We start from the raw sequence: 14,900 nt of genomic DNA on the forward strand, positions 1-14,900 counted from the left end.
CTGGTCAGGCCACGACCTGCGTGATCGGCTGGGACGAGTCCGCGGGGAGGTCGAGCGCCGAGGCCGGCCGCCCGCGGGCGACCAGCTCGGCACCCAGCGCGGCGACCATCGCCCCGTTGTCGGTGCAGAGCCCGGGTCTCGGGACCCGGACCCTGATGCCCTTGGCCGCGGCCCGCTCGGTCGCCATCGCCCGGAGCCGGGAGTTGGCCGCGACGCCGCCGCCGATCAGGAGGTCCTCGATCCCCTGGTCGGTCGCCGCATCGAGCGCCTTGCGGACCAGGACGTCGCAGACCGCCTCCTGGAAGCTCGCGGCCACGTCGGCGACGTCGATCGTGACGCCGTCGCGCTGCTGGGTCTCGACCCACCGCGCCACCGCGGTCTTGAGCCCGGAGAACGAGAAGTCGAAGCGGTGCCGCTCGAGGTCACGCCGGCTGGTCAGGCCGCGCGGGAAGTCGATCGTCACGTGGCCACTGCGGGCCTCCCGGTCGATGTGCGGTCCGCCCGGGAAGGGCAGTCCGAGCAGGCGCGCCACCTTGTCGAACGCCTCCCCTGCCGCGTCGTCGATGGTCGCGCCCATCGGCTCGACCCCCACGGTCACGTCCTCGACCCGCAGCAGGCTGGAGTGGCCGCCGCTGACCAACATCGCCAGGCACGGCTCGGGCAGGGGCCCGTGCTCGAGCTGGTCGACGGCGACGTGGGCGGCGAGGTGGTTCACGCCGTAGATCGGCTTGCCGAGCCCGATCGCCAACGCCTTGGCCGCGGCCACCCCGACGAGGAGGGCGCCGGCCAGCCCGGGCCCGCTGGTCACGGCGATCGCGTCGACGTCGTATAGGTGGACGCCGGCGGTCTCGCAGGCCCGCTCGATCGTCGGCACCATCGCCTCGAGGTGCGCCCGGCTGGCGACCTCGGGGACGACCCCGCCGAACCGCGCGTGCTCCTCGACGCTGCTGGCCACCGCGTCGGCCAGGAGGGTGTGGCCGCGGACGATGCCGACGCCGGTCTCGTCGCACGACGTCTCGATGCCGAGGATCAGGAGCTCGTCGGTCATCACAGGTCCTTGAGGAGTACGACGGCGGTGGTGCCGTCGGCGTAGTAGCGCGGTCGTCGGTCGATCTCGGTGAAGCCGCGGGCGGCGTAGAAGGCGCACGCGCCGTGGTTGTCCTCCCGCACCTCGAGCAGCAGCCGGTCCACCTGCCGCGCCCGCACCTCGCTCTCGACCCGCGCCAGCAGGTCGCTGGCCACACCGGTCCGGCGACTGGTCTCCGCCACCGCGATCCGCTGGAGCTCGGCGACGTCGACGATGCTGGTGGCGGCATAGCCGGTCAGCTCGTCGCCGTCGGTCGCGACCAGGTAGTGCGTGGTCGGCAGCCGACCCGCAGCACCCTCCCGGACGAGGTTCTCCGACCAGGCGTCGGAGCCGAGCGCGTCCCGCTCGAGGGCGGCGATCGCGGGCGCGTCGTCGGCTTCGGCTGCGCGGATCACGAGACCCGCTTGGGGATTCCGGGCGCCACCGCATCGGGCCGGCGCAGGTACATCGGCTCGGGGTCGTGCAGCTCGACCAGCTCCTCGGCGACGGCGTGGGCCAGCCAGCCGGCACTGGGCAGGCTCGGTCCACGCCGGTCGGGGAAGGCGTCCGGGTAGAGCTCGGCGCCCTCGCCGACCACCGGGACGGCGGTGGCGGCGTCGCCGGGCCGCAGCACGTCCGGGCCGTCGATCCGGCGGCCCCCGTCGTCGTACGACGCGACGTAGACCTCCTTGCGGCGCGCGTCGGTGGCGACCAGGAAGTCGGTGCCGATCGGGCTCGACCCGTGCGCGGCCTCGACAGCGAGCACGTCCAGCGAGCAGACGCCGTACACCGGGAGCTCGAGGACGAACGCCAGCGTCCGTGCGGTCACCAGCCCCACTCGCAGCCCGGTGAACGGGCCCGGGCCGACGCCGACGGCGATCGCGCTGAGGTCCTGCCGGACGATGCCGGCGTCGGCCAGCACCGCCTCGATCAGGGGCGCTAGCTGCTCGCCGTGCTTCATCCGCTGCTCGGAGCGGCGCTGGGCGACCACGTCGTCGCCGTCGTGGAGGGCGACGGTCACGTACGGCGTGGCCGTGTCGAAGGCGAGGAGCACGCCCCCGAGGCTATCGAGGGCGTGATCGACCGCGCCGTGGGCGGGTCACGGCAGCGCCCGCCAGTGGGTGGTCACCCGACCGTCGTCGACCAGGTGGAGGGCGAACGACGGGGGCGCGTCGTACCAGAGCGTCGGCACCGCCTCGGCGTCCGCCGTGACCGTGGAGACCACCCCGCCGCCGATCAGCAGGGGCCGGTCGGCGAAGGTGGTGGCCGCCATGGTGTGGGCGTGGCCGACCAGGGTGGCGACGACGTGCGGGTGCCGCTCGAGCACCGTCTCCAGCGCCGCGGCGTCGCGCAGTCTGATCGGGTCCATCAGCTCCAGGGAGATGGTGGGCGGCGGGTGGTGGAGGACGACGAAGGTGGGGCGCGGGTCCTCGGCCAGCCGCTGGTCGAGCCAGTCGAGCTGGTCGGTCCCGAGCTCGCCGGGGTCGACCCGCTGGCCGTCGACCGCGTCGACCAGCGAGTCGAGGAGCACGACGCGCGTGCCGTCGACCTCCACCACGGTCCGGGTCTCGATGCCGAGCCCGGCCACGAACGCCGTGCGGACGTCGTGGTTCCCGGGGCAGACCGCCAAGACGCCCGGCCAGCGGTCCAGCCAGGCGCGCGCCGCGGCGTACTCCTCCGGGAGGCCGTGGTCGGCGACGTCGCCGGAGACGACCAGGAGGTCGGGACGAGGCTCCATGGCGAGCAGGTGCTCCATCACGGCGGCGTTGCGGGCGCTCGGGTCCTGGGCGTCGCCGAAGTGGGTGTCGCTGACGTGGGCGATCACGAGCATGGGACCAGACTTCCACGAGTGCCGCCTCGGCGCCGCGAGACCGCCGCCGCGGTTATCGTCCCCGCATGGACGACTCGGCGTGGGCAGGACGGTTCCCGGCGTTGTGGGGCCTGGACTTCCAGCCCTACGCCAATGCCGACCTCCGCTTCCGGCTCGGCGTCCCGGACGATGCGCTGGTCACCCGCCTGCATCTCGTGGCGCAGGTCGCCGACGGCCGGGTCGTCGTCTGCCGGTCGGCCGAGGGATGGCGCTTCCTGCCCGGCGGCCGCCGGGAGGCCGGCGAGTCCCTCACCGAGCTCGCCGCCCGCGAGCTGCGGGAGGAGGCGGGGTGCGCGCTGGTCGGCGAGATCGAGGTCTTCGCCTACCAGGACGTCCGCTCACGCAACGCGGAGCCTCATCAGGAGCACTTCCCGCACCCTCGCAGTGCCTGGGCCTTCGCGACCGCGCAGGTGGAGCACGTCGGACCCCCGACGAACCCCTCCGACGGCGAGGTCGTGGTCGAGGTCCGCATCGAGGCGGTCGCCGAGGCGGCCGCGTGGTTGCGGCTCCACGAGGCCGAGCCTGCCGACGTCCTGCTCCTCGCCGACTCCCTCGGCCTGCTCAGTCGCTGAGCGCGGGAAGCACGACGCCGAGCCAGCGACGTCCGACCGGGGCGACGAACACCTGACGGGGGTCGAGGCCTGCCTCCTCGTCCGCCCGGCCGCCCACCGCGCGGTCGATCCGCACCTCGAGCCGGTCGTCGGCCAGGCCCTCGGCGATCCCCTCCCCCCACTCGACGACGGTGACCGCGTCGTCGAGGGAGGTGTCGAGGTCGAGGTCGTCGAGCTCGGCGACCCCGCCGAGCCGGTACGCGTCCGCGTGCACGAGCGCCGGCCCCTCCGCCAGTGACGGATGCACGCGCGCGATCACGAAGGTCGGCGAGGTCACGTCGCCGCGTACCCCCAGCCCGGCGCCCAGCCCCTGGGTGAGGGTGGTCTTGCCGGCTCCCAGCTCACCCGAGAGCACCACGACGTCACCGGCCCGCAGCACGGAGGCCAGCGCCGTGCCGAGCCGGCGCATCGCGTCCGCGTCGGCGGCGTCGTACGACCGGGGGGCCGGCCGCCGGAGCTCGACGTACGGCGACCGGTCGGCGGTCTGGACGAAGCCGTGCTCACGCCAGAAGGTGACCGTCCCCGGCAGCTCCTCGCGGGCCAGCACGGCGAGGTCGTCGACCTGCCCGGTGGCCCGGGCCAGCGCGTCGGCGACCAGGGCCGTCGCGACACCGTGCTCGCGCACCTCGGGGAGCACGCCGACCCGCCGCAGCCACAGCGTGCGGCCCTCGGGGTCGAGCACCAGGGCACCGACGTCGACGCCGTCGCGGGCGGCGACCAGCCCGCCGTACGACAGCGACGCGGCGAGCGACTCGACGGTCTCGGCGAGTGCGTCGGCCGGCGGGTCGACCGGCGGGCGGGCCGCGAACGCCGCGCGCACGATCTCGTGGACGGTCGCCGCCGACTCCGGGCCCACCCGGCGGATGTCGACGGCGGCCTCCGTCGCGGGCTGGGTCACCGGCGGTCCGCCAGATCGCCGGCCAGGGCGATCAGGCTGTCCAGCTCGGCGTTGACGTCCTCGTGGCGCTCCATGATCACCATGTGCCCGGCGCCGTCGCACTCCAGGAGGCTCGAGCCGCCGATGTGAGCGTGCAGCTTGCGGCTGTGCCCGATCGCGGTCAGCTTGTCGGCGGTGCCGCAGATGATCGAGGTCGGGACGACCGAGAGCGCCCGGACCGTCTCGAACTTGTCGAGGGTCGCGAAGTTCGGGAAGAACTCCGCGACCACCTCGAACGGCGTCGCGGAGAGCATCTCGTCGACGAACTCGACGTACGACGCCGGTACGTCGTCACCGAAGGCCAGCTCGTCGGTCGCCACCATCGCCACCGACCTCCCGAGGCGACGGAAGCCGTCGACCTGCCGGTGACCGCGCGCCAGCACCGAGATCAGGCGCTCGGCGAGCACGCCGCCGAGGTTGGAGGGGAGGATCGGCGCGACGATCCGGTGCGGCTCGAGGCCGCCGGCAGTGGTCGAGATCAGCCCGACACCGACCACCCGGTCGCCGAACAGCTCCGGGTGCTCCTCGGCCAGCGCCATGATGGTCATCCCGCCCATCGAGTGGCCGACCAGCACGATCGGCCCCTCGGGGACGACGGTGTCGATGACGGTCTTGAGGTCGCGGCCGAGCTGCTCCATCGTCGCGTGCCCCTGCGGCGACCGACCGGAGCGCCCGTGCGAGCGCTGGTCGTAGTAGACCGTGCGCACCTGGCCGCGGTAGCCGGCGCGCTGGAAGTGCCACGAGTCGAGGTTGAGGGAGTAGCCGTGGGCGAAGACCACGGTCAGCTCGGGCGCCTTGGTGGCGCGGCGGCGCCCGCCGCCGTGGAACTCGTCGACCTCGACGTGCAGGTCCACGCCGTCGTCGGCGACCACGACGATCGGCGGCGAGTGCAGCGAGCCGAACGGCGTCTGGTCCCCCGCACCCCGGCGGGAGATGACGGCGCGGCGCTGGGCGACCCGGATCGCCGTACCGGCGGCCGCGACGCCGACGGCCCCGGCCGCCACCGACAGGACCTTGCGGGTGGCGCTCATGCGGCTCCTTCGGGGACGAAGCGGCGGCGCAGCCGGCCGCCCATCCGGGTCACGATCTCGTAGTGGATGGTGCCGCACGCCCGGGCCCAGTCGTCGGCGGTCGGCTCCCCGGCGGCGCCCGACCCGAAGAGCACGACCTCGTCACCGGGAACCGCCTCGTCCTCTCCGAGGTCGACCAGGAACTGGTCCATGCAGATCCGCCCGCGTATCGGCCGTCGTACGCCGCCGAGCCACACCTCGGCGGTGTTGCCCGCGTGCCGCGGCACCCCGTCGCCGTACCCGAGCGGGACCAGCCCGAGCCCGGTCTCGCCGGGGGCGGTCCAGGTGTGGCCGTACGAGACGCCGGCGCCGGCCGGCACCCGCTTGGCCAGGACCAGCGGGGCGGTGACGCTCATCGCCGGCTCCAGCCCGATCTGGGGGCTCAGGCCGGGCGCGGGGTCCAGGCCGTACGACGCGATCCCGCAGCGCACCAGGTCGAGGCGGCTGCTGGGACGCAGCAGGGCGGCCGCGGAGTTGGCCAGGTGGCGGACCTCCGGGCGCAGACCGGCCCGGGCCGCACCCTCGAGGGCGTCGCGGAACGCCGCCTCCTGACGCTGGTTGGCGGGATGCTCGGGCTCGTCGCTGCAGGCGAAGTGCGACCAGATCCCGGTGACCCGCCAGGTGCCGTCCGCCTCGCCGGCCCGGGCGGCGGCGACCAGGGCCGGCCAGTCCTGGGCCGTCGAGCCGCCCCGGGAGAGACCCGTGTCGACCTTGAGCTGGAGCCGGGCCGGGGTGCCCGTGACGGCGGCACGGACCTCCTCCAGCTCGGCCAGGGAGTACGCCGTGACGTCGACCCCGCGGTCGACGGCCCCGGCCCAGTCGTCGCCGGGGACGGTCAGCCAGCACAGGATCCGGCCGGTGTCGCCGGCCTCGCGCAGCAGCAGGGCCTCCTCGATGGTGGCCACACCCAGCCAGGGAGCACCGGCCGCGCGCGCCGCACCCGCCGACTCCACGATGCCGTGGCCGTAGCCGTCGGCCTTGACCACCACCATCACGTCGGCCCCGTCGGGGGTGACCAGGTCGCGCAGCCGCCCGACGTTGCGCCGGATCGCCCCCAGGTCGACCACGATCTCGGGTCGACGGACCGGGTCGCGACTCATGCGGTCAATCCTCCCATCCCCCGTCGTCCACAGGCCCAAAGGGATAGTCCGTGACGTTTGGGCCCTATTTCCGGGCCGGATAGGGCGCGAACGTCACGGACTATCCCGGCTGGGGGGCCCGGTCGTCCGCAGGATCGAAGGGAGGGGTGGGTCAGCGGAGGAGGTCCGCGATCACCCGGGGCAGGGCGGCGGCGACGTCGGGCGCCGAGATCGGGCCACCGGCCGACGCCAGGGTGGCGGCGGCGCCGTGCAGCCACGAGCCGACCGATCCGGCGTCGTACGGCGTGAGGCCGGCCGCGAGCAGGGCACCGCACAGGCCGCCCAGCACGTCACCCGCCCCGGCCACCGCCAGCCACGGCGTGCCGGTGGTGGTCACCCGGACTCGCCCGTTCGGCGCGGCGATCAGCGTGTGGTGGCCCTTGAGCAGCACCGTGGCGGCGTACTCCCGGGCGGCCCGCCGCGCGAACGCCAGCTGGTCGGCCTCCACCTCGGTCCGCTCGACCCCGAGCATCGCGGCGAGCTCGCCGGCGTGGGGGGTCAGCAGCGCGGACGCCTCGAGGGGCGCGGTCAGGTGTCGCAGCGCGTCGGCGTCCACGACGAGGGGTACGGCGTCCCGCAGGGCCGCGGCCAGCGCCTCCCCCGCGTCGGCGTCGCCGCCCGACCCGACCACCCAGGCCTGCACCCGGCCCTCCCCCACGACGACCTCGGGGTGGCGGGCGCGGACCGCGTCCGCCGCGCCGCCGGCGTACCGCACCATCCCGGCCAGCCCGCACGCGGCGCCCGACGTCGAGAGCACCGCGGCACCGGGGTAGCGCGCCGAGCCGGCGCGGACACCGACCACGCCGCGGGTGTACTTCTGCGCCTCCGCGGCCGGGACCGGCAGCAGCCCGGCCACGTCGTCGGCCTGCAGGGCGGTCACCGATGCGTCGGGCAGGTCGAGCCCGATGTCGACCAGGTGGACGACGCCGCAGGCCGAGGCCGCAGGCTCGACGAGGTGGCAGACCTTGTGGGTGCCGAAGGTCACGGTCAGGTCGGCGGTCACGTGGGCGCCGTCGAGTCGCCCGGTGTCGACCTCGACGCCCGAGGGCACGTCGACGGCGACCAGCGGCACCCCGGCCACGGCCCGCAGCGCGTCCAGGGCCGGCCGCCGCAGCCCCGGCCGACCGCCGATCCCGACGATGCCGTCCACCACCACGTCGGGTGGAATCAGGTCGGCGAGCGCGACCACCCGCCCGCCGGCACGGCGTACCGCCGCCAGGCCGGCCTCGTGGACCCGGTCCGCGACGGGCAACACCTCGACGCTCGCCCCGCGACGGGCCAGCAGGGCCCCGGCGAACAGGGCGTCGCCGCCGTTGTCGCCCGGCCCGACCAGGAGCAGCACGTGGCGCCCGTAGGCGCCGCCGAGCAGGTCGGTGACCGCCGTCGCCAGCCCCGCGGCCGCCCGCTGCATCAGGGTGCCGTCCGGGAGCGTGGCCATCAGCGACGCCTCGGCCGCCCGGACCTGCTCGACGGTGTGCGCCGCCCTCATGACTCGAGCACCACCACGGCCGAGGCGATGCCGGCGTCGTGCGACAGGGACAGGTGGACGTGGACCGCGCCGAGCTCCGCGGCGTGGGCCGCGACCGTGCCGCGCAGCGCGAGGAGCGGTCGACCCGTGGACTCCGAGACGACCTCCGCGTCGTGCCAGGCCAGGCCCTGGGGGGCGCCGAGCGCCTTGGCCAGTGCCTCCTTGGCAGCGAAGCGAGCGGCCAGCGAGGCCGGCGGACGGCCGGACTCCTCGGGGGTGAACAGCCGCTCCGCGAGCCCCGGCGTACGACGCAGCGACTCCTCGAAGCGCGAGATGTCCACGACGTCGATGCCGACGCCGACGATCGCCATCAGGCCGTCACTCGACCGTGACGGACTTGGCGAGGTTGCGGGGCTGGTCGACGTCGTGACCGAGCAGGGTGGCCAGCTCGCACGCGAACAGCTGCAGGGGTACGACGGCCGGCACAGCCTGCAGCAGCGTCGAGACCCGGGGCAGCTTGATCAACGTGTCGGCGTAGGCCGCAGCCTCCAGGTCGTCGTCCTCGGCCAGCACGATGGTGCGCGCCCCGCGCGCCCGGATCTCCTGGATGGCGCTGATCATCTTGTCGTGCAGCTGGTCGCGACCCCGCGGCGGCAGCACGCAGAAGACCGGCATCCCGGGCTCGATCAGCGCGATCGGGCCGTGCTTGAGCTCCCCCGCCGCGAACCCCTCGGCATGGATGTAGGCCAGCTCCTTGAGCTTCAGTGCGCCCTCGAGCGCGATCGGGAAGCCGACGTGCCGGCCCAGGAACAGCACGGACTTCGTGTCCTTGAGCTCGGCCGCCAGCGCGTAGAGCTCGTCGGCGTCGTCGAGGATCCGTTGCACGTGGTCCGGCATGTCGCGCAGCTCGGCGACGACGCCGGCCACCTCCTCGCCGTACGACGTGCCCTTGACCTGCGCGAGGTAGAGGCCCAGCAGATAGGCGGCGATGACCTGGGTGATGAAGCCCTTGGTGGAGGCGACCCCGATCTCCGGGCCCGCGTGCGTGTAGATGACGGCGTCGGACTCGCGCGGGATCGTCGAGCCGTTGGTATTGCAGATGGCCAGCACCTTGGAGCGCTGCTGCCGTGCGTGCCGGATCGCCATCAGGGTGTCGGCGGTCTCGCCGGACTGGCTGATCGCCACCACCAGCGTCGACCGGGTCAGGATCGGGTCGCGATAGCGGAACTCGTGGGCCAGCTCCACCTCGCAGGGGATGCGGGTCCAGTGCTCGATGGCGTACTTCGCGACCAGCCCGGCGTAGAACGCCGTCCCGCAGGCGATGATGATGATCTTGTCGACCTGGCGCAGGTCGTCGTCGGAGATCCGGACCTCGTCGAGCTGGAGCCGGCCGTTGGCGTCGTGCCGCCCCAGCAGGGCGTCACCGATCGCCCGCGGCTGCTCGAAGATCTCCTTGCGCATGAACCAGTCGTAGCCGTCCTTCTCGGCGGCCGACAGGTCCCAGTCGACGTGGTACGGCTTGCCCTCGGCCGGCGCGCCGTCGAAGCCGATCACGGACACGTCGTCGCGGGTGATCGTGACGATCTGGTCCTGGCCGAGCTCGAGCGCCTCGCGGGTGTGCTCGATGAACGCCGCCACATCGGAGCCGATGAAGTTCTCACCCTCGCCCAGGCCGACGACCAGCGGCGAGTTGCGCCGGGCGGCGACCACCCGGGACGGGTCCTGCGCGTCGATCGCCACGATCGTGAAGGCGCCCTCGAGCACCTGGCAGACCTGCTGCATGGCCTCGGTGAGGTTGCCGCACCGCTCGAGTGCGGACTCGAGCAGGTGGGCCGCGATCTCGGTGTCGGTCTCGGAGAGCAGGTCGTCGCCCGCCGCCTCGACCTCCGCCCGCAGCGACGCGAAGTTCTCGATGATGCCGTTGTGCACCAGGGCCACCCGGCCGGAGTTGCCGAGGTGCGGGTGCGCGTTGAGGTCGGTGGGGGCACCGTGCGTCGCCCAGCGGGTGTGCCCGATGCCGGTGCTCGCCCCCGGCAGCGGCGCCTCGGCGAGCGCCTTCTCGAGGTTGGCCAGCTTGCCGGCCCGCTTGCGCCACTCGATGGTGCCCTCGTGCACGAGAGCGATGCCGGCGGAGTCGTAGCCGCGGTACTCGAGGCGCCGCAGGCCCTCGATCACGACGTCCTGCGCCCGTTTGTTCCCGACGTAGCCCACGATGCCGCACATGGGCCCGAGTCTATCGGCGCCGCTCTCGGCCGCCCGAACGCCCGTGGGGTGGTGCTGGAACAATGCCCGCCATGCCCAACGGTGCGCACGGCGGTGAGCCCACGCCGTACGTCGAGCTCGACCGCGCCGCCTGGGCCGAGCTGGGCGACCAGATGGACCAGCCGCTCTCGGCCGAGGAGATCACCCGGCTGCGCGGGCTGGGCGACCAGCTGGACCTCGACGAGGTGCAGCAGATCTACCTCCCGATCTCCCGGCTGCTCAGCCTGCGGGTGCGCGCCGCGCGGCGGCTGCACCGCAAGCAGGAGGCCTTCCTGCACCTGCCCGAGCAGCGGCGTACGCCGTTCGTGATCGGCCTCGCCGGGTCCGTGGCGGTCGGCAAGTCGACGACGGCCCGCGTCCTGCAGCAGCTGCTCGGGCACTGGGACGAGCACCCGAGCGTCGCCCTGGTCACCACCGACGGCTTCCTCTACCCCAACGCCGAGCTCGAGCGGCGCGGGATCCTCCAGCGCAAGGGCTTCCCGGAGTCCTACGACCGCCGGGCCCTGCTGCGCTTCGTGGTCGACATCAAGTCCGGCCGCGACGAGGTCGAGGCGCCGACCTACTCCCACCTGGTGTACGACGTGGTGCCCGACGACCCGGTCGTGGTGCGGCATCCCGACATCGTGATCGTCGAGGGCCTCAACGTGCTCCAGCCGGCCCGGGTCACCGACGCCGGCCGGACCGGACTGGCCCTGAGCGACTTCTTCGACTTCAGCGTCTACGTCGACGCCGCGACCGCCGACATCCGGGCGTGGTACGTCGAGCGGTTCCTGCGGCTGCGGGAGACCGCCTTCGCCGACCCCGCGTCGTACTTCTCGCGCTACGCGGGGCTCTCCACCGAGGAGGCGACCGCGACGGCGCTGGAGATCTGGGACACCATCAACGGCGTCAACCTGCGCGAGAACATCCAGCCGACCCGCTCCCGGGCCACCCTCGTGCTCCGCAAGGACCGCGACCACTCCGTGCGCTACGTCAGGCTGCGCAAGCTGTGAGCGCGACCGGGAGCTCGGGCCCGGTTCCCGTGCCGGGCGACGACGAACGGCGGGTCGGGCACTCCTGGGGTGTCCGCGTGCTCACGTTGGTCGCGCTGGCCGGGATCGCCGGCTGGGCGGTTCCGGCCGTCCTGATGGCCGACCGGGGGCTGAGCATCCAGGACGAGGGCAGCTACCTGCTGGCCTACCGGTGGTGGCACAGCAACCCCTACTTCGTGCCGTCCTCGCAGTACCTCTACGGCCCGGTCTTCGAGGCCATGGGCGAGCGGATCGCCGCGCTCCGGCTGCTCCGGCTCGGCATGGCGGTCGGGGCCAACCTCTGGTTCGCCACCGCGTTCTGCTCGTGGCTGGCCAGGCACCGCGCCCTCGACGTCCCACGCGCGACCCGCTGGTGCGGCGTGGCCCTGCTGACGTCGACCGGTGGCCTGGCCTACCTCTGGGGGCCGCTGTCGCCGGGCTACTACGACCTGGAGATCGTGGCCAGCCTGGCACTGGTGGCGCTGTTCCTCCAGGCGGTCGCCCGGGAGCCTCGGGTCCCGACCTGGATCCCCGTGCTGGCCGGGGTCACCGCCTTCGTCCTGCTGCTCGCCAAGTGGCCGGCGGTAGTCACGGTCGCCCTGGTGGAGGGTGCCGCCGTCGTGATCCTGGCCCGGACGTCCCGGCGCAGCGCGGCCCGCTACGTGGCCGGCTTCGGCGCCGGGTTCGCGGCCGCCGCGCTCGGCTTCCTGGCCCTGGTCGGCCATCCCGCCGACGTGCTGCCGGTGATGCTCCACGCCGCCGCCCACCCGCCGTACAAGCACGGCGTGGCGTTCCTGACCGGCTACTACGCCCGCGACACCGCCGAGCTCGTGCTCCCGGCCCTGGTCTTCGCGGTCCCGACAGTCGGCGCCTGCGTGGTGGCGGCACGGCTGGACGACGGACGGCGGGTCCTCGGCCGCGCGCTGATCGTCGCCGGGGTGCTGGTCACCGGCCTGGTGATCCCCCTGGCGGTCGGCTGGCGAGGCGGCGACGACCGTGGCCGGGTGATGGTCTCGGCGGTGCTGGCCCTGCTCCTCAGCGCGGCGGTGGTCGCGGTGCTGCCGGGTCCGCACCGGCGCCCGGCCGACGGCGTTGTCGCCGCCTCCTCGGGCCGGTTGGTGGTCGGGGTGCTGCTCGTGGTGCCGTTCGGGCAGGCGGCCGGCACCGCCATCCCGCTGCTGTACGTCGCGCTGGGCTGCCTGGCGATGTGGGTCGGCGTGGTGCTGGTGCTGGCCACGAGCCGCGACCGGACGTCCGCGTCGGCCTTCGGCATCGGCGCCGGCCTGGCCATGCTGGTGGTGGCCGTCGCGCTGATCGCCGGCACCACGACGTACCAGACCCCCTACTTCACCACCGGCTTCACCGCCGACACCCAGGCCGTCGACGCGCTGGGCGGGCTCCGGCTGTCGAGCACCACGGCCGGCCAGTTCCAGGCGCTCGTGCGGGCGACCGCACCGTACGTCACACCCGGCCGGACGCCGATGCTGAGCCTCGATCGCAAGGAGGGGCTGATCTACCTCCTCCAGGGAGTCCCGATCGGCTCCACCTACACCGACTCGGCGACGCCCGCGCGCACGGCGTACCTGATCGCCCTGGCCTGCCGCAACGGCGACGTCGACGTCTCGCGCGCTCCGGTGCTCCTCTTCGACCGGCCGATCGACCCTCGCGTGGTGGCGGCTCTGGACGGCTGCGGTTGGGACTTCCCCGCGGCCTTCCGCCGGCTGCCGGTGCCGGGCGGCCCGCCCACGGTCACCGTATGGGTCCACGCATGACCGCCGACCTGAGAGCCCCGGGCTGGTGGCGCGACGCCGTCGTCTACCAGGTGTACCCGCGCTCGTTCCAGGACAGCGACGGCGACGGGATCGGCGACCTCCCGGGCATCACCAGCCGGCTCGACCACCTCGGGCTGCTCGGCGTCGACGTGCTCTGGCTCAGCCCGGTCTACCGCTCGCCGATGGACGACAACGGCTACGACATCAGCGACTACGACGACGTCGACCCGCTCTTCGGCACCCTCGCCGACCTCGACGACCTGGTCGCGGGCTGTCATCAGCGCGGCATCCGGCTGGTCATGGACCTCGTGGTCAACCACACCTCCGACGAGCACGCCTGGTTCCAGGAGTCACGTGACCCGGCCTCGCCCAAGCGCGACTGGTACTGGTGGCGACCCCCGCGCGACGGCGGCCCGCCGACCAACTGGGAGTCGGTGTTCTCCGGCCCCGCGTGGGAGTACGACGAGCGGAGCGGTGAGTACTACCTGCACGTCTTCAGCCCCAAGCAGCCCGACCTCAACTGGGAGAACCCCGAGGTCCGGGAGGCCGTCTACGCGATGATGCGGCGCTGGGTGGCGCGCGGTGTCGACGGCTTCCGGATGGACGTGATCAACCTGATCTCCAAGGACCCGTCGCTGCCCGAGGTCGCGCCGCCGCCGGGTCGGGCGCTCGGCCCTCTCCAGGGCGTCTCCAACGGCCCGCGGCTGCACGAGTTCCTCCAGGAGATGAACCGCGAGGTGGGCCTCACAGAGCACCACCTGCTGACCGTGGGCGAGATGCCGGGCAGCACCGTCGCGCTGGCCCGCGAGGTGACCGACCCTGCGCGCCGCGAGCTGGACATGGTGTTCACCTTCGAGCACGTGGGGCTCGACGAGCAGCCGGGCGAGGGCAAGTGGGCGCTGCGCGGCCTGCCGCTGCCCGAGCTCAAGGCCAACCTCGCCGGGTGGCAGGAGGGCCTGGCCGACGTCGGCTGGAACTCGCTCTACTGGGACAACCACGACCAGCCGCGGGCGGTCTCCCGCTTCGGCGACGACTCCCCCGAGCACCGGGTCGCCTCGGCCAAGACCCTCGCGACCGTGCTCCACCTGCACCGCGGCACGCCGTACGTCTACCAGGGCGAGGAGCTCGGCATGACCAACGCCGGCTTCTCCTCCATCGAGGAGTACGCCGACCTCGAGTCGCTCAACCTCCACCGCGACGCCCTGGCCCGAGGACTGCCCGAGGCACAGGTGATGAGATCGCTGGGCACCAAGGGTCGCGACAACGCCCGCACCCCGATGCAGTGGACCTCCGGCGAGCACGGCGGGTTCACGACGGGTACGCCGTGGCTCCCGGCCCACGCGAACCGCGACGTCGTCAACGCCGAGGCCGCCGTCGCCGACCCGGACTCGGTCTTCCACCACTACCGGCGACTGATCGAGCTCCGCCACACCGAACCCGTGGTCGTCGACGGCCGCTTCACCCTGCTGCTGCCGGACCATCCGCAGGTGTGGGTGTTCACCCGGACGGTGGCCGACCGGGTGCTGCTGGTGCTGGCCAACTGCTCGTCGACCCCCGCGACGATCGAGGTCGGCTCCATCCCGGACCTGACCGGCTCCGAGGTGCTCCTGCCGACCCACGGCCCGTCGTACGACCTGAGGCTGCGTCCGTGGGAGTCGCGCATCCATCGCCGGTGACCCCGCCGCCGACCGTTGC

14 protein-coding genes are annotated in these 14,900 nt (G+C 73.6%); 4 read left to right on the plus strand and 10 right to left on the minus strand.

All coding sequences use genetic code 11. The features are described 5' to 3' along the window. Positions 1-4: 4 nt before the first annotated feature. The 4 genes from tsaD to E3N83_RS10885 are packed head-to-tail and all read right to left on the minus strand — an operon-like array spanning position 5 to position 2,897. Positions 5-1,048 (minus strand): tRNA (adenosine(37)-N6)-threonylcarbamoyltransferase complex transferase subunit TsaD, encoded by a 1,044-nt coding sequence (tsaD, locus tag E3N83_RS10870; protein ID WP_151083277.1) that lies wholly within the window; start codon positions 1,046-1,048, stop codon positions 5-7. Further along, positions 1,048-1,482, minus strand: coding sequence for a ribosomal protein S18-alanine N-acetyltransferase (rimI, locus tag E3N83_RS10875; protein WP_151083278.1), 435 nt, complete (start codon positions 1,480-1,482; stop codon positions 1,048-1,050). The genes tsaD and rimI overlap by 1 nt, the downstream gene beginning before the upstream one ends. Continuing rightward, entirely contained in the window at positions 1,479-2,120 is a 642-nt protein-coding gene (tsaB, locus tag E3N83_RS10880; protein WP_151083279.1) for a tRNA (adenosine(37)-N6)-threonylcarbamoyltransferase complex dimerization subunit type 1 TsaB, read from the minus strand. Before tsaB ends, rimI begins: the two co-directional genes overlap by 4 nt. A 45-nt stretch (positions 2,121-2,165) precedes the next feature. Further along, a complete protein-coding gene (locus E3N83_RS10885) occupies positions 2,166-2,897 on the minus strand; it encodes a metallophosphoesterase (protein WP_151083280.1) in 732 nt (243 codons plus the stop codon). 65 nt (positions 2,898-2,962) lie between these two features. On the opposite strand from E3N83_RS10885, the gene E3N83_RS10890 reads away from it, so the two are divergent. Further along, a complete protein-coding gene (locus E3N83_RS10890) occupies positions 2,963-3,508 on the plus strand; it encodes an NUDIX domain-containing protein (protein WP_151083281.1) in 546 nt (181 codons plus the stop codon). Here E3N83_RS10890 and tsaE read toward each other — a convergent pair. From tsaE to glmS, 6 genes are all read right to left on the minus strand, one after another. Next, positions 3,498-4,445 carry a tRNA (adenosine(37)-N6)-threonylcarbamoyltransferase complex ATPase subunit type 1 TsaE gene (tsaE, locus tag E3N83_RS10895; RefSeq protein ID WP_151083282.1) on the minus strand — a complete coding sequence of 316 codons (948 nt, stop codon included), beginning with the start codon at positions 4,443-4,445 and terminating at the stop codon, positions 3,498-3,500. The genes E3N83_RS10890 and tsaE overlap by 11 nt on opposite strands. After that, positions 4,442-5,515 (minus strand): alpha/beta fold hydrolase, encoded by a 1,074-nt coding sequence (locus tag E3N83_RS10900; protein ID WP_151083283.1) that lies wholly within the window; start codon positions 5,513-5,515, stop codon positions 4,442-4,444. Before E3N83_RS10900 ends, tsaE begins: the two co-directional genes overlap by 4 nt. After that, positions 5,512-6,654, minus strand: coding sequence for an alanine racemase (alr, locus tag E3N83_RS10905; RefSeq protein WP_151083284.1), 1,143 nt, complete (start codon positions 6,652-6,654; stop codon positions 5,512-5,514). The genes E3N83_RS10900 and alr overlap by 4 nt, the downstream gene beginning before the upstream one ends. Before the next feature lie 151 nt (positions 6,655-6,805). Next, positions 6,806-8,182 carry an NAD(P)H-hydrate epimerase gene (locus E3N83_RS10910; RefSeq protein ID WP_151083285.1) on the minus strand — a complete coding sequence of 459 codons (1,377 nt, stop codon included), beginning with the start codon at positions 8,180-8,182 and terminating at the stop codon, positions 6,806-6,808. After that, positions 8,179-8,532 carry a holo-ACP synthase gene (locus E3N83_RS10915; protein WP_151083286.1) on the minus strand — a complete coding sequence of 118 codons (354 nt, stop codon included), beginning with the start codon at positions 8,530-8,532 and terminating at the stop codon, positions 8,179-8,181. Before E3N83_RS10915 ends, E3N83_RS10910 begins: the two co-directional genes overlap by 4 nt. Before the next feature lie 7 nt (positions 8,533-8,539). After that, positions 8,540-10,384 carry a glutamine--fructose-6-phosphate transaminase (isomerizing) gene (gene glmS, locus E3N83_RS10920; protein WP_151083287.1) on the minus strand — a complete coding sequence of 615 codons (1,845 nt, stop codon included), beginning with the start codon at positions 10,382-10,384 and terminating at the stop codon, positions 8,540-8,542. 71 nt (positions 10,385-10,455) lie between these two features. Here glmS and coaA point away from each other — a divergent pair, with 71 nt between their 5' ends. The 3 genes from coaA to E3N83_RS10935 are packed head-to-tail and all read left to right on the plus strand — an operon-like array spanning position 10,456 to position 14,881. After that, positions 10,456-11,415, plus strand: a complete 960-nt coding sequence (coaA, locus tag E3N83_RS10925; RefSeq protein WP_191907767.1) for a type I pantothenate kinase — start codon at positions 10,456-10,458, stop codon at positions 11,413-11,415. Further along, complete coding sequence (locus tag E3N83_RS10930) at positions 11,412-13,205, plus strand: hypothetical protein (RefSeq protein WP_151083289.1); 1,794 nt, start codon at positions 11,412-11,414, stop codon at positions 13,203-13,205. Before coaA ends, E3N83_RS10930 begins: the two co-directional genes overlap by 4 nt. Then, a complete protein-coding gene (locus E3N83_RS10935; protein ID WP_238342862.1) occupies positions 13,202-14,881 on the plus strand; it encodes a glycoside hydrolase family 13 protein in 1,680 nt (559 codons plus the stop codon). Before E3N83_RS10930 ends, E3N83_RS10935 begins: the two co-directional genes overlap by 4 nt. Positions 14,882-14,900 lie beyond the last annotated feature (19 nt).

It is taken from the genome of Nocardioides cynanchi (assembly GCF_008761635.1).
Lineage (GTDB): Bacteria > Actinomycetota > Actinomycetes > Propionibacteriales > Nocardioidaceae > Nocardioides > Nocardioides cynanchi.